The sequence below is a fragment of the Pseudomonas sp. NPDC090208 genome (assembly GCF_044746785.1).
Taxonomy (GTDB): Bacteria; Pseudomonadota; Gammaproteobacteria; order Pseudomonadales; family Pseudomonadaceae; genus Aquipseudomonas.
The window spans coordinates 35,692-53,768 of record NZ_JBIVCU010000014.1 but is presented as its reverse complement, the minus strand read 5'-3'; the positions used below and the strand labels follow the sequence as shown (position 1 = coordinate 53,768).

Below are 18,077 nucleotides of genomic sequence, written 5' to 3'. Positions count from 1 at the left end.
ATTGCTCTAGAAAGTCAAATGTCACAGCCGCTGAAGATTCGTAGGAGCTGCCTTGCTGGCGAACGCGGCGTGTCATTCACAGCAGTAGCCCCAGTTCTGCCGCATTCGCCAGCAAGCCGGCTCCCACAGGTGAGTGATCACACCCTCACATTGGAGATAACCCCATGGCGTACTTGCGTACCAAAAAGCCTCGGTCCAGACTGTGCGACCGCTCTACCACAACGCTTGAATGACATGGAGTCTCGATGCGCACGGATTATCTGGCGTTCTTCTTCTCGCTGTTTCTGTCCCGGCTGGCCGACCAGATTCTGCTGTTTCTGGTGCCGTTGATCGTCTTCCAGACCACCAATAGCGCGTCATGGGCGGGGCTGGCGTTTTTCGTTGAAGCGCTGCCGCGTTTTCTTGCGTTTCCAGTGTGCGGTGCGTTGTGCGACCGTTTTGCGCCGATCCGTCTGTTGCACGTCAGCCAGATGTCTCGCGCGGTACTGTGCGTCGTGGCGATGATCCTGTACGGCGTTTTCGGCGGGATTTACTGGCTGGTGCTGCTCTCGGCGATCTGCGGCGTGCTGACCACCCAGGGCATCATGGCTCGGGAAGTGGTGATGCCCCATGTGTTTCCCGAATATCGCTACGGCAAGACCCTGTCGTATTCGCAGATCGCTGACCAGACCGGCCTGGTGCTCGGTCCGCTGCTGGCGGCGCTATCGCTGGACCTGTGCCCGTGGCCCGGCGTGGTGCTGGGCGTGGCCGTGCTGTTCGTGCTGGCGGATCTGGCGATGCGCGAATGGCAGCGCGGCAGCGACGTGCAACTGGAAGTGTTCGAACAACCGACCGGCCGTTGGTGGCAGCCGGTGAAAACCGCGTTCGGTCATATTCGCCAGCAACCCGAGCTGCAGAAAATCATCAGTCTGGCGGTGGGCGTCAATCTGTTGGTCGGGGTGACGCTGGCGAGTTCGGCGGCGATGGTCATCGGCTCATTCGGCCTGAGCAAGGACTATTACGCCGGCCTGCAGGCCGCCGGGGCATTGGTGACCATCGCCATCCTGTTTCTGCTGGCGCGGGTCGAACTGCCGCTGCGCCTGCTCGGCGGGCTGGCTTACTGCGCGATGACCGCCGGCACGCTGATGACCGCGACCGGCGCGGCGTCCGAGGTGTATCTGCTGGGCTTTTTGCTGATCGTCGGCTTCGACAAGATGTTCAACGTCTACATGCGCACGATCCGTCAGCAGGTGATCCCCCGTCAGGACTTCGGCAAGACCGTCGGCGTGATCACCCTGCTCAACAACCTGTCGCAGCCGCTGGCCGGGCTGCTGGTGGCGATACTGGCCGCGCCGATGGGGTTACGTGGGGTGATTCTGCTGCTGACGCTGGTCAGCGGTTTGATCGGCGTGGCCGTGTTGGCATTGGTGCGCAAACGCGAGACGGGCGCGGTCGAGTCGTAAGGGATGCCCTTGATCCTGATGCTTGCGTTAAGATCCAGCACATTCCTGTTACGTATCGACGTTCGAGCTGAACATGGCGCCTCGCATCAAAGCCCTACGCATCAACACCCGTGATCGCATCGTGCAGAGCAGCCTGGAACTGTTCAATCAGCAGGGCGAGCGTAGCGTCAGCACCAACCACATCGCGGCGCACATGGAGATTTCACCGGGCAATCTGTATTACCACTTCCCCAACAAGCAGGCGATCATCGCCGAGCTGTTCAGTGAATACGAAAGCTTGGTCGACAGTTTTCTGCACCCGCCCAAGGGCCGTCTGCCCGGCGTCGAAGACAAGCGCCATTACCTGATCGCGATCCTCGACGGCATGTGGCGCTACCGATTTCTGCACCGCGATCTGGAGCATCTGCTCGACGCCGACCCTGAGCTGGCGGCGCGGTACCGGCGCTTCTCCCAGCATTGTCTGATCAAGGCCATGGCCATTTACGGTGGCTTTGTCGAGGCCGGCATTCTGGACATGGACAAAGTGCAGATCGAGTCGCTGACCCTCAATGCCTGGATCATTCTCACCTCTTGGGTGCGCTTTCTCTGCACCACCCGGGAAAATGCCACGCACCTCAACGAAGACGCCATTCGCCGTGGCGTGTACCAGGTGCTGATGCTGGAACTGGCCTACGTCACGCCCCAAGCGCGCGAAGCCGTCCATGCGCTGTGCGCGGAATTTTACGTGCCGTTGAACAAGGCACTGGAGGACGCGGGCTGAGCCTCGCGCCACCGAACAATCATTGCCACTTTCACTGTCTGCAGGAGCCCAGCATGTCCATCGCGCAACTGATCAGCCCGCAACAACTGGCCGAACGGCTGAACCAGCCGGGTCTGGTGATTCTCGATTGTCGTTCCTCCCTCGATGACCTGGACTACGGCCAGCGCAGCTATGCCGAAGGGCATATCGAAGGTTCCTCCTACGCCGACCTGCTCAATGACCTGAGTGGCAAGATCACCAAGGGCGTCACCGGGCGCCATCCGCTGCCGGAGCCGCAAACCCTGATCGAACGTCTGCGCTTCTGGGGTGTGAATGACGACAGCGACATCGTGCTGTATGACGACGGCCCTGGCGCCTATGCCGCGCGTGCCTGGTGGCTGCTGGCATGGCTGGGCAAGCGCAGTGGCGTGTATCTGCTCGATGGCGGCCTGAAGGCCTGGCATGCAGCAGGTCTGCCGCTGAGCCTGGACCCGCCGGAGCATCGGGTCGGCAACTTCCAGGGTCGCCCTGACAACTCGCTGGTGCTGAGCGCCGAGCAGGTGCAGAAACGCCTGGACCGGCCCGAAGTGACCCTGATCGACGCCCGTGCCGGGGCACGCTTCCGGGGTGAGGTCGAGCCGATCGACCCGGTCGCCGGGCATATTCCTGGCGCGCAATGCGCGGCCTTCACCGACAACCTCGGCGCAGACGGGCGCTTTCTGCCGGCCGATCAGTTGAAGCAGCGGTTTGACGGTTTCCTCCAGGGGCGGGCGGCGGAAAAGCTGGTGGCCTATTGCGGCTCGGGCGTGACTGCCTGCCACAACCTGTTCGCGCTGTGTCTGGCGGGCTATCCGTTGGGCGGGCTGTATGCGGGGTCGTGGAGCGAGTGGATCAACGATCCGGCGCGGGGTGTGGCGACGGGGGATTGATCGCCGCCGCCCCTTGTAGGAGCTGGCTTGTCCTGCGACCGGCTGCGAAGCAGTCGTAGATTCAGGCGCATTGATAGTGTCAGGCATGGTTTACGTCACGACGCGGTCTTTGTGGGAGGGGCTGAGTGCCGCAGAACCTGGGGCTGATCCTATTGTAGGAGTGAGCTTGCTCGCGATGGCGGTGGATCGGTCACTACCGATTGTCAGCACCGACGAATCGCGAGCAAGCTCACTCCTACAGGAATTGCGATTCAGATTTGCCCCAACGCCCAGCGCAGCAAGAAGAACACCAGCAACCCACCACCAATCGTCGCCAGCAGGTTCCGGCTGAACGCGGCGATGGCAATGGCAGCTATCCCTGCCAGCAGATAGGCGTTGTCCAGCGACACCTGCCAGTGCTGGCCATCCGGCAGGAGCATGCCTGGCACCACGATGGCGGTGAGTACCGCCGTCGGCACGTAATGCAGACCCTGACGCACCACCGGCGGAAAGCGCAGGTTGGGCCAGGCGAACAGGCTGTAGCGCATCAGGAACGTGATCAGGGCCATGCCGAACACCAGCCACCAGTAATTCATGAGTGCACCTCGTTGCCCGTGGTGTGATCGGCAGTCTGGCGACGCTCCAGCAGCACGCCGACGGCAATGCCACTGAATGCAGCGGCCATCAGGCCCAGTTTGTATGGCCACGACCAAGTCAGCAGCGCGACAGCCCCGGCCGCCAGCGCGGCGGCGATCTGTGGCTGGTTGCGCAGCATCGGCACGACAATGCCGATAAAGGTCGCCAGCATGGCGAACTCCAGACCCCAGCTGGCCATGTCCGGCACGGCCTGGCCGAACAACACACCCACCAGCGAACTGCCGACCCAGCAGGCGTACAGCGCGCAGGTCACGCCAAGCCAGTACCAGTGCGCCAGCGGCGTGCGGCCATGGACCAGATAGAAACGCTGCACCACGGCGAAGGTCTCATCGGTCAGCCAGAACGCCAGCAGCAGACGCCAGCGTTGTGGCAGGTTCTGCACCTGCGGTTGCAGGGTGGCGCTGTACAGCACGTGGCGCAGGTTGACGATCAGCGTGGTCAGCAGGATCACCACGGCGCTGGCCCCGGCGCCCATCAGGCTGATCACGATGAATTGCGCGGAACCGGCATAGACGAACATCGACATGCCGACCGCCTGCCACAGCGACAGGCCGCCGACGCCAGCCAGGGTTCCGAAGATGATGCCGAACGGCGCAATGCCGACCAGCATGGGCACGCTGTCGCGAAGACCGCGAACATAGAGTTGATTGCGGGACATGGTCTTTCTCCTTATGCCCCGAATGGTAGGCCCGTGTTCGGCGGAGTGTCTTGAACGATCCTGCACATTGACGAGGGCTTGTAGGAGCGCGGCTTGTCCCGCGACCGGCGACGAAGTCGTCGTAAAACCAGTGAATGCGATGTGCCTGACACGGCCAATGCGTATGGTTTTACGACGGGTTCCCCGCCGGTCGCAGGGCAAGCCAGCTCCTACAGATTGATCGGCGCGCCGTGAACGTCAACCAGCCACGCCGGAATCCGTCGTTCCAGGTAATAGGTTGGATTTCTCAACGAGCCATCGACAAAGCCGACATGACCACCCCGACTCTGCAAATCGAACTCGGTGCTTGCCGATAGCTCGCTGACGTCCGGCAGGCTGTGCTTGAACACGAACGGGTCGTCGATGGACTGCACCAGCAGCGTCGGTGTGCGGATCGCGCCGAGGAAGTAGCGACTGGACGCACGGCGGTAATAGTCGTGGGCGTCGGCGAAACCGTTCAGCGGTGCGGTGACCTTGCCGTCGAACTCCCAGAACGTGTTCAGGTTCTCCAGCGAGCCCAGGGCCGCCAGTTCGGCCAGCCCTTCGCTGAAGCCTTCATGCTGGAAGCGCCGCTGTTTGTCCTTGATATAGCCGACCATCTCGCGCATGAAGTGGCGCTGATAGACCTTGGAGAAGCCTTGGCCGATGCGGTTGGCGCACTCATCCAGACGGAATGGCACCGACACCGCCGCCGCGCCTTGCAGGTTGCTGTCCAGTCCCGATTCGCCGAGGTGCTTGAGCAGGATGTTGCCACCCAGCGAATAGCCGACCGCATACAGCGGCGCCAAGGGTCGAGCCGCGCGCAAGTGAGCGAGCACGGCGGCGAGATCTTCGCTGGCGCCGGAGTGATAGCTGCGCGGCAGCAGGTTGGGTTCGCCGGAGCAGCCGCGCCAGTTCAGCGCCACGCTGGTCCAGCCGAATTTCGCCATGGCCTGTTGCAGGCCCACGACATAGGGCGAGTTGGAGGAGCCGGTCAGCCCGTGCAGCACCAGCACCACCGGTACGTGTGCGTCGTGGGGGCCGTGCCAGTCCATATCGAGGAAATCGCCGTCGTCCAGCCAGATCCGTTCGCGCCGCCGCTCAAGATGGATTGTGCGCCGCCACAGCGGCCCCCACAGGGTTTGCAGATGCGGGTTACCCAGACCGAAAGCAGGCACGAAACGTTGAGAAGGCGATGAAACGCGGGCGGTGGACACGGTGAAATCCGGTGGCAAGTTACATGTCGCTAACTTGCCACAATCACGGCGGGGTGTGAGCGGGTTTTTGCGGCCGACTCCTGCAACGCGCACACGACTTTTACCTGTGGGAGCGAATTCATTCGCGATGGGCCATTCCAGACGCAGCACAGGTTGCGTTTGAAATACCGCATCGCGAATGAATTCGCTCCCACGCAGTGCAATCGCGGCGAGCGTGAGCTTCAGGCGGCGCTGCGCTCCCACAGCGCGTAATACACCTGACCGGCTTTTTTCTCACGGTGCAGGCGCCAGTTGCCAGGCATGCCGAGGGTCGACGGCGCGGTTTCGCTTTCGGTGTAGATCCAGGTGTCATCGGCCAGCCAGCCGCGTGACTCCAGCAGGGCACAGGCCGGGGCCAGCAGGTTCTGGTGGAACGGCGGATCGAGGAACACTACGTCGAATTGCTCGGCCGGCTGGGTTTCCAGATAGCGCAGCGCATCGGTGGCGGCCGTTCGGCCGACCGTGCAGCGCAGGGTGCCGAGGTGTTCGCGCAGGCTGGAAATCGCCACGGAGTTGGCGTCCAGTGCCAGGCCCATGCTGGCGCCACGGGACAGCGCCTCCAGATACAGCGCGCCACTGCCGGCGAACGGATCGAGCACGCGAGCGCCCTCGATGTACGGCGCCAGCCAGTTGAACAGGGTTTCGCGCACACGGTCCGGCGTCGGGCGCAGGCCCGGCGCGTCGGGGAAACTAAGGCGCCGGCTGCGCCATTCGCCTCCGATGATCCGCAGGTGGCCGAGGCCGCTGTGGATTTTCGCGCCTTTGTGAATGCGCGGTTTGGAAGTCGAGGTCATCAGTGCTCCGGGACGCCGAGAGGTTGTTCGGCGGGTTTATCGGTAGGGGGTGGCAGCGGTTTCTGCGGCACGGTAGGACCGGCCGTGACGATCACCAGCTTGTCGGCATTCAGGTGTTTGTTCATCACCGCCTTGATCTGCTCGACGGTGACGCCCTGGGATTGGGTCATGAAATCTTCGAGGTACGTCAGCGGCAGATTATAGAAGCCGATGGCACCCAGTTGGCCGACGATGGCCGAATTGCTTGCCGTCGACAGCGGGAAGCTGCCGGCCAGTTCGCGCTTGGCGTCGTCGAGTTCTTTCTGGGTCGGGCCATTGGCCAGGAAATCACGGGTGATGTCCTTGACCAGCTTGAGGGTGTTTTCGCTCAGCTCGGCGCGGGTCTGCAGGCCGATCATGAACGGACCCTGCGCCTGCATCGGCGTGAAGCCCGAGGAAACGCCATAGGTCAGGCCGCGACGCTCACGCACTTCGCTCATCAGGCGGCTGCCGAAGCCACCGCCACCGAGGATCGAGTTGCCCAGCGACAGCGCGGCGTAGTCCGGGTCGGCGCGGTCGATGCCCAGCTCAGCAAGCATCAGGTGCGTCTGCTTGGACGGAAACTCGATGTGGGTTTCGCTTGGCGCCGGTTCGTTCGGCGCGATGGTTTTCGCCAGCGCCGGGCCTTTCGGCAGCGACGCCGAGACTTGCGCGGCAATGGCTTCAGCCTCGGCGCGAGACAGATCGCCCACCAGCGCGATCACCGCGTTGCCGGCAGCGTAAGCCTTGGCGTGGAACGCGCGCAGCTGCGCCAGGGTGATCGGCGGAATCGTCTTGGCCGTGCCCATGCTCGGGTGAGCGTAAGGGTGATCGCCGTACAGACGCTTGAACAGCTCTTCGCCGGCCAGCTTGCCGGGGTTTTGCTTCTGGTATTCGAAGCCGGCCATCAACTGGTTCTTGATCCGCGCCAGCGAGTCGGCAGGGAAGGTCGGTTTGCCGACCACTTCGGCAAACAGCTTGAGCGCCGGCTCGCGCTTGTCGGGCGCGCTGAGGCTGCGCAGCGAGGCAATCGCCATGTCGCGATAGGAGCCGTTGCCGAAGTCGGCACCCAGGCCTTCGAAACCGGCGGCGATGGCGCTGACGTCCTTGCCCTTGATGCCTTCGTTGAGCATGGCGTTGGTGACCAGGGCGATGCCCGGTGTGGCGCCGTCCTGGCTGCTGCCGGCGGCGAACAGCAGGCGCATGTCGAACATCGGCAGCTCATGGGCTTCGACGAACAGCACGCGGGCGCCTTCGGTGGTGTTCCACGCCTGGATGTTCAGCTTGCGTCGGGCCGGGGCCTTGCCGTCGAGTTCCTTCAGGGATTCCAGCTTGCTGGCGGCCTGATCGATGGCTTTGGGCGCCGCCTCGGCGGTTTCGGCCATGGCCGGAACGCTGCCGAACAGGCCAACGGTGATCGCCAGCAGCAAGGCAGACGCCCGGGGCCGCGCAACGCGAGTGTCGGTGCGCTGGGTCATTGGGCTTTCTCCTCTGGCAGAACATGGGCAACGGCGAGGCGTTCGCGGGTGAAGTAGGTGCGCGCGGCTTTCTGGATGTCTTCCGGTGTCACGCTTTGCAGCGCGGCCAGTTCCTGATCGATCAGGCGCCAGGACAGGCCGACGGTTTCCAGCTCGCCGATGGTGCTGGCCTGGCTGGTGATCGAGTCACGCTCGTAGACCAGCCCGGCAATGACCTGGGCGCGGACACGCTCCAGTTCTTCCTGGGTCGGCGGCTTGCTTTTCAGCTCGTCGAGCAGACGCCAGATGCCTTTTTCGGTGTCGGCCAGGGTTTTCTTCTTCTGCTGGTTCGGCGTGGCGCTGATGGTGAACAGGCTGTCGCCGCGGGTGTAGGCGTCGTAATCCGACGACGCGCCGGTCACCAGCTCTTCGCCGCGCTCCAGACGCGTCGGGATGCGCGCGCTGTAGCCACCGTCGAGCAGCGCCGAAATCAGCCGCAGGGCGTTGACCGACTGCGGGTCGGTGGCGGTGGCCAGGCTCGGCACGTTGAAGCCGTACATCAGGCTCGGCATCTGCGTGGCGACATGCACGGTGATCTGGCGCAGACCCGGCTCGGCCAGCTCCAGCGGTTTTTTCGACGGCGGCACGTCACGGCGCGGGATCGGCCCGAAGAAACGCTCGGCCAGCGCCTTCACTTCGTCGGGTTTCACGTCACCGACGACCACCAGCGTGGCGTTGTTCGGCACGTACCAGGATTCATACCAGTGGCGCAGCTCTTCGACGGTCATGCGGTCGAGATCAGCCATCCAGCCGATGGTCGGCGTGTGATAGCCACTGGCCGGGTAGGCGAGGGCCTTGAAGCGCTCGTAGGCCTTGGCGGTCGGTTTGTCGTCGGTGCGCAGGCGGCGCTCTTCCTTGATCACCTCGATCTCGCGGGCGAACTCCTCCGGCGGCAGGCGCAGGCTGGCCATGCGGTCGGCTTCCAGCTCCAGCGCCACGCCCAGACGGTCGCGGGCCAGCACCTGGTAATAAGCGGTGTAGTCATCGCTGGTGAAGGCGTTTTCTTCGGCACCCAGATCGCGCAGGATCAGCGAGGCTTCGCCGGGGCCGGTCTTGGAGCTGCCTTTGAACATCATGTGTTCCAGCGCGTGGGACAGACCGGTCTGACCCGGGGTCTCGTAGCTGGAGCCGACCTTGTACCAGACCTGAGACACCACCACGGGCGCCCGGTGGTCTTCACGCACGACGACTTTCAGGCCGTTGTCGAGGATGAATTCGGAAGTGGGTTGCGGATCGGCAGCGACGGCTGCCAGGGGCAGACACAGTGTGCCGAGCAGCAGGCCTGCGGCACAGCGGGCAAGAGCATTCATTGGCAATTCGAACCTTCGAGGCGGCCTGCGTGAACTTAGCGTCGGCGGGCGCGGGGGTGTTAGGATAGCGGCCAGTTTGCCTGACGACCACGACCAAAATGTCTGCGATGTTTGAACATCGTGGTCAGGCAGTCTATGAACAAGCAGACTTAAATGCAGTCTGTTTCGCATTCAGAGAATTTTTATCAGAGGCGCCGCTCTGGCGCGTCGCGACCTTGAGATAGCCGTCCTCCATGTTTGGTTCCAACGACGACAAAAAGAACCCAGCCCCGGCTGGCGAGAAAAAAGGCCTGTTCGGATGGCTGCGCAAAAAGCCGCAGGAAACCGTCGCCGAACCGCCTAAAGACGTAACGCCCCCAGCGCCCGAGCCGGTCGTCGAGCCGACGCCGTTGGCTGTCGAGCCACAGACCGCGCCCGTCATCCCGGCCCAGCCGGTGACGCCTTCCGCGCCAGCACCGGTGGTCGCGCCGATTGTCGAACCCGCTGGCGAGCCGTGGCTGAAACTGCCGGTCGCCGAAGAGCCGGTGGCGCTGACCGACGAAAGCGAACCCCATGTCACGCCACCGATTCCCGCGCACACTGCATCCCACGTGCAGCCGGAAGTCGTCACTACGCCGCCGGTCGAACCGGCCGTGGTTACCGCCTCGTCGTTCGAACTGCCGCCGGTCGTCGAGCCGACCCCGGTGGCGCAGCCTGATCCGGTCGCCGGCAGCGATCTGCCTTCCCTGGCGCAACCGTCGCCGGTTACGCCTGCGCCTGTGATTGCACCGGTTGTCGCTCCGGCTCCAGCTCCTGCACCCATCCCGGTTCCAGCAGCTGTTTCTGCGCCTGCTCCGGTAGCGCCCGCACCGGTCGCGGAAACGCCGGCTCCAGCGCCTGAGGTCAAACCCGAGCCGAAACAGCCCGGTTTCTTCGCCCGTCTGAAACAGGGCCTGTCCAAGACCAGCGCCAGTATCGGCGAAGGCATGGCCAGTCTGTTCCTGGGCAAGAAAGCCATCGACGACGACATGCTCGACGAACTGGAAACCCGCCTGCTGACCGCAGACGTGGGCGTCGAGGCGACCTCGCTGATCGTGCGTAACCTGACCCAGAAAGTCGCGCGCAAGCAACTGACCGACAGCGACGCGCTGTATGCCTCGCTGCAGGGTGAACTGACCGAGATGCTCAAGCCGGTGGAAGCGCCGCTGGTGATCAAGTCAGACAGCAAGCCGTTCGTGATTCTGGTGGTCGGCGTCAACGGCGCCGGCAAGACCACCACCATCGGCAAGCTGGCGAAGAAGCTGCAGACCGAAGGCAAGAAGGTCATGTTGGCCGCTGGCGACACCTTCCGCGCCGCTGCCGTTGAGCAACTGCAAGTCTGGGGCGAGCGCAACAAGATCCCGGTGATCGCCCAGCACACCGGCGCCGACTCGGCTTCGGTGATCTTCGACGCCGTACAGGCCGCCAAGGCCCGTGGCATCGACGTGCTGATCGCCGACACCGCCGGTCGTCTGCACACCAAAGACAACCTGATGGAAGAGCTGAAGAAGGTCCGCCGGGTCATCGGCAAGCTCGACGCTGACGCGCCGCATGAAGTGCTGCTGGTGCTCGACGCCGGTACAGGTCAGAACGCCATCAACCAGGCCAAGCAGTTCAACCAGACCGTCAGCCTCACCGGCCTGGCCCTGACCAAGCTCGACGGCACGGCCAAGGGCGGGGTGATCTTCGCACTGGCCAAGCAGTTCGGCCTGCCGATTCGTTACATCGGCGTCGGTGAAGGCATCGACGACCTGCGGACTTTCGAGGCCGAACCTTTCGTTCAGGCCCTATTCGCCGAGCGGGAGCGCACATGATTCGTTTCGAAGGGGTCGGTAAACGCTATCCGAACGGACACGTCGGCTTGCATGAGCTGAGCTTTCGAGTACGTCGTGGGGAGTTCCTGTTTGTCACCGGCCACTCCGGGGCCGGTAAAAGTACCTTGCTGCGCCTGCTGCTGGCGATGGAGCGTCCGACCTCCGGCAAACTGCTGCTGGCCGGGCAGGACCTGGGCCAGATCAGCACCGCGCAGATCCCGTTTTTGCGCCGGCAGATCGGCGTGGTGTTCCAGAACCACCAGTTGCTGTTCGACCGCACAGTGTTCAACAACGTCGCGCTGCCGCTGCAGATCCTCGGCCTGTCCAAGGCCGAAATCCTCAAACGCGTCGACTCCGCACTGGAGCGTGTGGCCCTGTCGGACAAAGCCGATCTTTACCCCGGCGACCTGTCCACCGGCCAGCAACAGCGCGTCGGCATCGCCCGCGCCATCGTTCACCGCCCGGCCTTGCTGCTGGCGGACGAACCGACCGGTAACCTCGACCCCCGACTGGCGGCGGAAATCATGGGTGTATTCGAAGACATCAACCGGCTGGGCACCAGCGTGCTGATCGCCAGCCACGATTTGGCCCTGATCGCCCGCATGCGGCATCGCATGCTGACCCTGCAACGCGGTCGTCTGATCGGTGACGGGGAGGCTGCGGAATGAGTGCCACACGCAGCCCGAAAGTATCCGAACGCGTTGCCCCGAAGGCCAGCGAGCCGGCACCGCAGAAAAAAAAGAAACACGATGACGACGACGGCCCGGACTTCGCGACGCTGTTCCACGCCTGGATCGAGTCCCACCGCTCCAGCCTGGTCGACAGCCTGCGGCGCCTGGGCAAACAGCCGATCGGCAGCTTCTTTACCTGTCTGGTGATGGCGGTTGCACTGAGCCTGCCTATGGGCCTGTCGTTGCTGCTGAGCAACGTCGAGCGCCTGGGTGGATCGTGGCAACGTGCCGCACAGATTTCGCTGTACCTGCAACTGGATGCCTCGGCCCGCGAGGGCGAAGGTCTGGTCGAACAGATCAAGGCCATGCCCGGTGTCGCCGATGTTGAATACGTCAGCCGCGATCAGGCCCTGAAAGAATTCCAGCAGCAGTCCGGTCTGGGCGAAGCGCTCAAGGAATTGCCGGAAAACCCGCTGCCCGGCGTGGTGGTGGTGACGCCGCAGGAAATCGACAAGTCGGCGCTGGAGTCCCTGCGCGGTCGTCTGGCCGAGCTGCCCAAGGTGCAGCAGGCGCAGCTCGATCTGGTCTGGGTCGAGCGTCTGGCGGCGATTCTCAAGCTGGGTGACCGCTTTGTGTTCGGTCTGACGGTGATTCTGGTGGGCGCGCTGTTGCTGGTGATCGGCAACACCATCCGCCTGCACATCGAAAACCGCCGCACAGAAATCGAAGTGATCAAGCTGGTCGGCGGCACCGACAGCTACGTGCGCAGGCCCTTCCTTTATATGGGTGCAATCTACGGTCTGGGCGCCGGTGTGCTGGCCTGGGGCGTGCTCGCGTTCGGTCTGGACTGGCTGAACGAGGCGGTCGTGCACCTCTCCGGACTGTATGGCAGCAACTTCGCCCTGGCCGGCGTGCCGTCTGCCGACGGTCTGTCGCTCTTGCTAGGGGCGGTGTTGTTGGGGTATATCGGTGCGTGGATTGCCGTAGCGCGTCACCTGAGAGAGCTGGCACCCCGTTGAGTTTTAATGTTCAGGTAATGTTTTCATTGTAAATTTTGTTTCATCTATTGACTTTTCAGCTTAAGGGAACTTGTTTCGCGGTTCCCGGTCAATTTCGCAGTGCTGAACTGCACGAGTACGTGTAGGAGGTTTTTTCGTATGACCAATTCTTTGCAACCTGCTTATGCTCTGGTTCCGGGTGCAAACCTGGAAGCCTATGTGCACACGGTGAACAGCATCCCGCTGTTGACGCCGGAGCAGGAGCGTGAACTGGCCGAGAGTCTCTACTATGAGCAAAATCTTGAGTCTGCCCGGCAGATGGTGCTTGCTCACCTGCGTTTTGTCGTACACATCGCACGTAGCTACTCCGGCTATGGCCTGGCTCAGGCTGACCTGATCCAGGAAGGTAACGTCGGCCTGATGAAGGCCGTGAAACGCTTCAACCCTGAAATGGGCGTTCGTCTGGTGTCCTTCGCTGTGCACTGGATCAAGGCCGAGATTCACGAGTTCATCCTGCGCAACTGGCGCATCGTCAAGGTTGCGACCACCAAGGCGCAGCGCAAGCTGTTCTTCAACCTGCGCAGCCAGAAAAAACGTCTGGCCTGGCTGAACAACGAAGAAGTGCATCGCGTGGCGGAAAGCCTTGGCGTCGAGCCGCGCGAAGTGCGTGAAATGGAAAGCCGTCTGACCGGTCAGGACATGGCGTTCGACCCGGCAGCCGAAGCCGACGACGACAGCGCGTTCCAGTCGCCGGCCAACTATCTGGAAGACCATCGTTACGATCCGGCTCGCCAGCTGGAAGATTCCGACTGGACCGACAACTCCACGGCCAACCTGCACGAAGCCCTGAGCGTGCTGGACGAGCGTAGCCGCGACATCCTCTACCAGCGCTGGCTGGCAGAAGAGAAGGCCACGCTGCATGACCTGGCCGAGAAGTACAACGTTTCCGCCGAGCGGATTCGTCAGCTGGAAAAGAGCGCGATGAACAAGCTCAAGCTGTCGATCGCCGCATAAGCGAATCGCGTAAAAACAAAACGCCCCGAGATGATCGGGGTGTTTTTGTTTGTGCCGTAGACGGGATCTTGTAGGAGCCGGCTTGCTGGCGAACGGGGTGTGTCATTCGGGATTGATGTACCTGGCCGGACGCTTTCGCCAGCAAGCCGGCCACAGTGTGGGAGATGAGTGCAACCTCGCATCACCATTCACGTCGATTATTGATCCCGACCAGATACCCATCCCCACCCAGCTGGCGCATCTGCTGACGAATCCAGCCGGCACGGCGCGAGACGTAGGCGCTCGGGTGGCTGGCACTCCATTCGCGCGGGTTGGGCAGTACGGCGGCCAGGTAGCTGGCCTGTTGCATCGACAGCTGGCTGGCGTTGATATGGAAGTGATGCTGCGCGGCGGCCTGGGCGCCGAACACACCTTCGTCCCACTCCACGCTGTTGACGTAGACCTCCAGAATCCGCTCCTTGGACCAGAAGATCTCGATCAGCGCCGTGAACCAGGCTTCCAGGCCCTTGCGCAGGTAGCTGCGGCCGGACCACAAGAACAGATTCTTCGAGACTTGCTGGCTCAAGGTACTGGCGCCGCGAATCGAGCCGCCGCGTTCGTTGTGGGCGAAGGCCGCTTGAATGGCGTCGAGGTCGAAGCCCCAGTGCTCGGCGAATTTCTGGTCTTCGCCAGCGATCACCGCGACCTTCAGGTCGTCGGAGATCTTGTCCCATGGCTCCCAGTCGCGCTGCAGGTCGATGGGTTCGCCGTCGAACCAGGATTCGATCTTGCGCTCGACCATCAACGCGGTGAATGGTGGCGGCACGAAGCGGAAAACCAGAACCAGCACGACGCTGGCCACTGCGAACCAGAGCACACCTTTGGCGACACGACGGAGGAGGAATTGCAGCATAGAGATGGCTTGGCCGAACCGGTTGAGCGGGCCATTATACAGATCACGCGCCATTGAACCTGGAGTCGCACATGCTTCGCACTTTTCTGATGTTGGCCGCTTTTTTCGGATTCACCGGCGTCGGGCTCGGCGCCTTTGCCGCCCACGGCCTGAAAAACCGGCTGAGCCCGGAATACCTGGCGATTTTCCACACCGGAGTGCTGTATCAGCTGATTCATGCGCTGGCGATCTTTGGCGTCGCCGTCCTCGCCACGCAGATTCAAGGACGGCTGGTGACCTATGCCGGCATCGCGTTCACTCTGGGCATCATTCTGTTTTCCGGCAGCTTGTATGTGCTGACGCTGACCGGCTTCAGCAAGCTGGGGATCATCACTCCGATTGGTGGGCTGTGCTTCCTGATCGGCTGGTTCATCCTCGGCTGGACCGCATGGCGACTGGGGCTGGATACGCTTTGATGCCGCGTATGTGACGCATGCTTTTGCTTCTGGCCGAAGGCCGTGGGAGGGAGCCCTGCTCGCGAAGGCGTCATGTCAGTCAATGTTGTTGCGTCTGAGCTGACGTTTTCGCGAGCAGGGCTCCCTCCCACAGAAGATTGATATCAACCGGCCAACTGAGACGAATGGCATGCCTTTGCCTTGGTCCCGTGGGCTGATCGGGCTAGAATGCTCGCCCCCTAAAATGATGGCTGCCTTTCGCATGCGCATTCAGTTGAACGGTGAATCCTATGAACTGCCCGACGGTGAAACCGTTGCGGCGTTGCTGAACCGCCTGGAACTGGCCGGGCGTCGAATCGCGGTCGAACTCAATCTGGATATCGTCCCGCGCAGCCAGCATGTGTCCACGACGCTGAACGAAGGCGATCAGGTCGAAGTGGTGCATGCCATCGGTGGCGGCTAGGCCTTCACGTCCTGCGCTGCAGCCCGATCCAGAAGAACTGCAAGAACCTCAACCGTAAAGAGGATTTTCGATGAGCAATGTTCGTAGCGACAAGCCGTTCACCGTGGCCGGTCGTACTTTCCAGTCGCGTCTGTTGGTCGGTACCGGCAAGTACAAGGACATGGAAGAAACCCGTCTGGCCATCGAGGCTTCGGGCGCCGAGATCGTCACCGTGGCGGTGCGTCGGACCAACCTGGGCCAGAACCCGGGCGAGCCGAACCTGCTCGACGTGCTGCCGCCGGATCGCTACACCATTCTGCCGAACACCGCCGGTTGCTATGACGCCATCGAGGCGGTGCGCACCTGCCGTCTGGCCCGCGAGCTGCTCGACGGTCACAACCTGGTCAAGCTGGAAGTGCTGGCTGACCAGAAGACCCTGTTCCCTAACGTCATCGAAACCCTCAAGGCCGCCGAAACGCTGGTCAAGGACGGCTTCGACGTGATGGTGTACACCAGCGATGACCCGATCATCGCCCGTCAACTGGCGGAAATCGGCTGCTGTGCGGTGATGCCCCTGGCGGGCCTGATCGGTACCGGTCTGGGCATCTGCAACCCGTACAACCTGCAGATCATCCTCGAAGAATCGAAAGTCCCGGTTCTGGTCGACGCCGGTGTCGGCACCGCTTCCGACGCCACCATCGCCATGGAGCTGGGCTGTGAAGCCGTGCTGATGAACTCGGCCATTGCCCACGCGCAACAGCCGGTGCTGATGGCCGAAGCCATGAAACACGCCATCCTCGCGGGCCGCATGGCCTACCTGGCTGGCCGTATGCAGAAAAAACTCTATGCCAGCGCGTCCTCGCCGCTGGATGGTCTGATCAAGTAAGAGCCTGTTGATGATTGATTCGCAAACGCCCGACCCACTTCCGGACGACGAAGTGATGAACGACGAAGACGGTAACGAGCAGGGCGGCGAACGCCAGCACCGGCGCATCAAGAGCTTCGTGATGCGCGCCGGTCGCATGACCGAAGGCCAGCAGCGCGGCCTCGATCAGGGTCGTCCGCTGTTCGTGTTGTCGCTGGCCGATGCGCCGGTGGACTACGACCAGGTGTTCGGCCGTTCTGCGCCGCGCACTCTGGAAATCGGCTTCGGCATGGGTCATTCGCTGCTGGAAATGGCGGCGGCGGCACCGGAGCAGGATTTCATCGGCGTTGAAGTCCACCGTCCCGGTGTGGGTGCGCTGCTCAATGGCGTGCTGACTCAGGGTCTGAGCAACGTGCGGGTCTATGATTGCGATGCGATCGAAGTGCTCAACCGCTGCGTGGCTGACAACAGCCTCGACCGCCTGATGCTGTTCTTCCCGGACCCGTGGCACAAGTCGCGTCACCACAAGCGCCGTATCGTCCAGGCCGAGTTCGCCGCGCTGGTGCGCAGCAAGCTAAAGCCCGGGGGCATTCTGCACATGGCCACCGACTGGGAGCCCTATGCCGAATACATGCTTGAAGTGATGAACGTGGCGCCGGGCTATCGCAACCTGGCTGAGGACGGCAAGTACGTCCCGCGTCCGGAAGAGCGTCCGATCACCAAGTTCGAGCGTCGCGGCGAACGCCTCGGCCATGGTGTCTGGGATCTGAAATTCGAGAAGCTGGCGTAAGTCGGCTTTTCCCCGGCAACTCCGCAGGCTGCGACAGGGTTACAGACCCTCACACCTCCATGACCGATTCCGGTCTGTCGCAGCCTACGACTCCTACGAAATCCCGTTTTCAGAGCCTACAAACGGTTCGCCAATGCCGCACAGGTCACATTCCGGTGAGTGGCTGAGTAGGACCACACACCCTTCGGAAACGTCTGACATCCGCCATTAAAACCTCTCGTTATAGTCCCGCCCGCTACATATATCTGAATCTGTTAACGGGGATTACTACATGAAGAAGTTCTGGCAATTGGCGGCTATGGCCACCCTGATCGCAACCACCAGCGGCTGTGTCAGCTACAACATGAGCCAGCCGACTGCGGCATTGTCGAGTGCAGTCAAGAGCGAGCTGAAAGCTGATGTGAAAGTCGGCGACAAAATCACCGGCGAATCGTCGACCAACGTCCTGTTCGGCTGGCTGGCCATCGGTGGCGATACCCAGTTCGCCGACGGCGTGACCTACGGTGGTGCTGAAGGCGGTCTGGCCCTGCCACTGCCGGATCCAGTCTCCAAGGCCAAGGCTGCTGCGGCCTACAAGGCGGTGAAGGCTTCGGGTGCCGAACTGATCGTCGCACCGCGCTACGAAGTGACCGTCAACGACTACTTCATCTTCAAGCAAGTGCACGTCAAGGTCATCGGCAACAAAGGCACCATCTCCAGCATCCGCTGATGGATCAATCACCCCTGCGCAACCCGCAGGTGTGATTCAAAAAGCCTGTACCAAAAATTCGGTCTGCTTGCGTTGGCGCCCTCAGCATTCGCCAGCGCAGGCGGGCCGTTTTG

The 18,077-nt window shown here is 62.4% G+C and carries 19 protein-coding genes; 12 read left to right on the top strand and 7 right to left on the bottom strand.

Annotated elements, in window-relative coordinates; genetic code table 11:
* Positions 1 to 245 precede the first annotated feature (245 nt).
* The 3 genes from ACIPL0_RS21955 (at position 246) to ACIPL0_RS21945 (ending at position 3,110) form a co-directional block, all read left to right on the top strand.
* The gene (locus tag ACIPL0_RS21955; protein WP_400599362.1) at positions 246 to 1,442 is read left to right on the top strand and encodes an MFS transporter; all 1,197 of its coding nucleotides are present in this window, start codon (positions 246 to 248) and stop codon (positions 1,440 to 1,442) included.
* A 73-nt stretch (positions 1,443 to 1,515) separates the two neighbouring features.
* Positions 1,516 to 2,202, top strand: coding sequence for a TetR/AcrR family transcriptional regulator (locus ACIPL0_RS21950; RefSeq protein WP_400599363.1), 687 nt, complete (start codon positions 1,516 to 1,518; stop codon positions 2,200 to 2,202).
* 53 nt (positions 2,203 to 2,255) lie between these two features.
* Complete coding sequence (locus tag ACIPL0_RS21945; protein ID WP_400599364.1) at positions 2,256 to 3,110, top strand: sulfurtransferase; 855 nt, start codon at positions 2,256 to 2,258, stop codon at positions 3,108 to 3,110.
* A 251-nt stretch (positions 3,111 to 3,361) separates the two neighbouring features.
* Here the strand turns inward: ACIPL0_RS21945 and ACIPL0_RS21940 are convergent, their stop codons facing one another.
* The 6 genes from ACIPL0_RS21940 to ACIPL0_RS21915 form a co-directional block, all read right to left on the bottom strand.
* A complete protein-coding gene (locus ACIPL0_RS21940) occupies positions 3,362 to 3,685 on the bottom strand; it encodes an AzlD domain-containing protein (RefSeq protein WP_400599365.1) in 324 nt (107 codons plus the stop codon).
* Complete coding sequence (locus ACIPL0_RS21935; RefSeq protein WP_400599367.1) at positions 3,682 to 4,404, bottom strand: AzlC family ABC transporter permease; 723 nt, start codon at positions 4,402 to 4,404, stop codon at positions 3,682 to 3,684. The genes ACIPL0_RS21940 and ACIPL0_RS21935 overlap by 4 nt, the downstream gene beginning before the upstream one ends.
* A 209-nt stretch (positions 4,405 to 4,613) precedes the next feature.
* Positions 4,614 to 5,639: a hydrolase gene (locus ACIPL0_RS21930; protein ID WP_400599368.1), complete on the bottom strand. Its 1,026-nt coding sequence runs from the start codon at positions 5,637 to 5,639 to the stop codon at positions 4,614 to 4,616.
* 221 nt (positions 5,640 to 5,860) lie between these two features.
* Positions 5,861 to 6,472, bottom strand: a complete 612-nt coding sequence (gene rsmD / locus ACIPL0_RS21925) for a 16S rRNA (guanine(966)-N(2))-methyltransferase RsmD (RefSeq protein ID WP_400599369.1) — start codon at positions 6,470 to 6,472, stop codon at positions 5,861 to 5,863.
* Positions 6,472 to 7,968: a M16 family metallopeptidase gene (locus tag ACIPL0_RS21920; RefSeq protein WP_400599371.1), complete on the bottom strand. Its 1,497-nt coding sequence runs from the start codon at positions 7,966 to 7,968 to the stop codon at positions 6,472 to 6,474. The genes rsmD and ACIPL0_RS21920 overlap by 1 nt, the downstream gene beginning before the upstream one ends.
* Positions 7,965 to 9,317 (bottom strand): M16 family metallopeptidase, encoded by a 1,353-nt coding sequence (locus ACIPL0_RS21915; protein WP_400599372.1) that lies wholly within the window; start codon positions 9,315 to 9,317, stop codon positions 7,965 to 7,967. Before ACIPL0_RS21915 ends, ACIPL0_RS21920 begins: the two co-directional genes overlap by 4 nt.
* Positions 9,318 to 9,550: 233 nt before the next feature.
* Between ACIPL0_RS21915 and ftsY the strand changes: the two genes are divergently transcribed.
* The 4 genes from ftsY (at position 9,551) to rpoH (ending at position 13,832) form a co-directional block, all read left to right on the top strand.
* Positions 9,551 to 11,149 carry a signal recognition particle-docking protein FtsY gene (gene ftsY, locus ACIPL0_RS21910; RefSeq protein ID WP_400731606.1) on the top strand — a complete coding sequence of 533 codons (1,599 nt, stop codon included), beginning with the start codon at positions 9,551 to 9,553 and terminating at the stop codon, positions 11,147 to 11,149.
* Positions 11,146 to 11,817, top strand: a complete 672-nt coding sequence (gene ftsE, locus ACIPL0_RS21905) for a cell division ATP-binding protein FtsE (protein ID WP_400599374.1) — start codon at positions 11,146 to 11,148, stop codon at positions 11,815 to 11,817. Before ftsY ends, ftsE begins: the two co-directional genes overlap by 4 nt.
* Complete coding sequence (ftsX, locus tag ACIPL0_RS21900; RefSeq protein ID WP_400599375.1) at positions 11,814 to 12,839, top strand: permease-like cell division protein FtsX; 1,026 nt, start codon at positions 11,814 to 11,816, stop codon at positions 12,837 to 12,839. The genes ftsE and ftsX overlap by 4 nt, the downstream gene beginning before the upstream one ends.
* Before the next feature lie 138 nt (positions 12,840 to 12,977).
* Positions 12,978 to 13,832 carry an RNA polymerase sigma factor RpoH gene (gene rpoH, locus ACIPL0_RS21895; protein ID WP_400599376.1) on the top strand — a complete coding sequence of 285 codons (855 nt, stop codon included), beginning with the start codon at positions 12,978 to 12,980 and terminating at the stop codon, positions 13,830 to 13,832.
* A 181-nt stretch (positions 13,833 to 14,013) separates the two neighbouring features.
* Here rpoH and mtgA read toward each other — a convergent pair whose 3' ends face one another.
* A complete protein-coding gene (gene mtgA, locus ACIPL0_RS21890; RefSeq protein WP_400599377.1) occupies positions 14,014 to 14,724 on the bottom strand; it encodes a monofunctional biosynthetic peptidoglycan transglycosylase in 711 nt (236 codons plus the stop codon).
* Between the two features lie 71 nt (positions 14,725 to 14,795).
* On the opposite strand from mtgA, the gene ACIPL0_RS21885 reads away from it, so the two are divergent.
* From ACIPL0_RS21885 to ACIPL0_RS21865, 5 genes are all read left to right on the top strand, one after another.
* Positions 14,796 to 15,179, top strand: a complete 384-nt coding sequence (locus ACIPL0_RS21885) for a DUF423 domain-containing protein (protein WP_400599378.1) — start codon at positions 14,796 to 14,798, stop codon at positions 15,177 to 15,179.
* 241 nt (positions 15,180 to 15,420) lie between these two features.
* Positions 15,421 to 15,621, top strand: coding sequence for a sulfur carrier protein ThiS (gene thiS / locus ACIPL0_RS21880; RefSeq protein ID WP_400599379.1), 201 nt, complete (start codon positions 15,421 to 15,423; stop codon positions 15,619 to 15,621).
* Between the two features lie 70 nt (positions 15,622 to 15,691).
* Positions 15,692 to 16,486 carry a thiazole synthase gene (locus ACIPL0_RS21875; RefSeq protein ID WP_110949439.1) on the top strand — a complete coding sequence of 265 codons (795 nt, stop codon included), beginning with the start codon at positions 15,692 to 15,694 and terminating at the stop codon, positions 16,484 to 16,486.
* Positions 16,487 to 16,541: 55 nt separating this feature from the next.
* The gene (gene trmB, locus ACIPL0_RS21870; RefSeq protein WP_400599425.1) at positions 16,542 to 17,255 is read left to right on the top strand and encodes a tRNA (guanosine(46)-N7)-methyltransferase TrmB; all 714 of its coding nucleotides are present in this window, start codon (positions 16,542 to 16,544) and stop codon (positions 17,253 to 17,255) included.
* 271 nt (positions 17,256 to 17,526) lie between these two features.
* Complete coding sequence (locus tag ACIPL0_RS21865; RefSeq protein WP_400599380.1) at positions 17,527 to 17,964, top strand: hypothetical protein; 438 nt, start codon at positions 17,527 to 17,529, stop codon at positions 17,962 to 17,964.
* The last annotated feature ends 113 nt before the right edge of the window (positions 17,965 to 18,077 follow it).

Coding starts and splice junctions, on each gene's coding strand:
- ACIPL0_RS21955 (WP_400599362.1), top strand. CDS start 246: ATGCGCACGGATTATCTGGCGTTCTTCTTCTCGCTGTTTCTGTCCCGG.
- ACIPL0_RS21950 (WP_400599363.1), top strand. CDS start 1,516: ATGGCGCCTCGCATCAAAGCCCTACGCATCAACACCCGTGATCGCATC.
- ACIPL0_RS21945 (WP_400599364.1), top strand. CDS start 2,256: ATGTCCATCGCGCAACTGATCAGCCCGCAACAACTGGCCGAACGGCTG.
- ACIPL0_RS21940 (WP_400599365.1), bottom strand. CDS start 3,685: ATGAATTACTGGTGGCTGGTGTTCGGCATGGCCCTGATCACGTTCCTG.
- ACIPL0_RS21935 (WP_400599367.1), bottom strand. CDS start 4,404: ATGTCCCGCAATCAACTCTATGTTCGCGGTCTTCGCGACAGCGTGCCC.
- rsmD (WP_400599369.1), bottom strand. CDS start 6,472: ATGACCTCGACTTCCAAACCGCGCATTCACAAAGGCGCGAAAATCCAC.
- ACIPL0_RS21920 (WP_400599371.1), bottom strand. CDS start 7,968: ATGACCCAGCGCACCGACACTCGCGTTGCGCGGCCCCGGGCGTCTGCC.
- ACIPL0_RS21915 (WP_400599372.1), bottom strand. CDS start 9,317: ATGAATGCTCTTGCCCGCTGTGCCGCAGGCCTGCTGCTCGGCACACTG.
- ftsY (WP_400731606.1), top strand. CDS start 9,551: ATGTTTGGTTCCAACGACGACAAAAAGAACCCAGCCCCGGCTGGCGAG.
- ftsE (WP_400599374.1), top strand. CDS start 11,146: ATGATTCGTTTCGAAGGGGTCGGTAAACGCTATCCGAACGGACACGTC.
- ftsX (WP_400599375.1), top strand. CDS start 11,814: ATGAGTGCCACACGCAGCCCGAAAGTATCCGAACGCGTTGCCCCGAAG.
- rpoH (WP_400599376.1), top strand. CDS start 12,978: ATGACCAATTCTTTGCAACCTGCTTATGCTCTGGTTCCGGGTGCAAAC.
- mtgA (WP_400599377.1), bottom strand. CDS start 14,724: ATGCTGCAATTCCTCCTCCGTCGTGTCGCCAAAGGTGTGCTCTGGTTC.
- ACIPL0_RS21885 (WP_400599378.1), top strand. CDS start 14,796: ATGCTTCGCACTTTTCTGATGTTGGCCGCTTTTTTCGGATTCACCGGC.
- thiS (WP_400599379.1), top strand. CDS start 15,421: ATGCGCATTCAGTTGAACGGTGAATCCTATGAACTGCCCGACGGTGAA.
- ACIPL0_RS21875 (WP_110949439.1), top strand. CDS start 15,692: ATGAGCAATGTTCGTAGCGACAAGCCGTTCACCGTGGCCGGTCGTACT.
- trmB (WP_400599425.1), top strand. CDS start 16,542: ATGAACGACGAAGACGGTAACGAGCAGGGCGGCGAACGCCAGCACCGG.
- ACIPL0_RS21865 (WP_400599380.1), top strand. CDS start 17,527: ATGAAGAAGTTCTGGCAATTGGCGGCTATGGCCACCCTGATCGCAACC.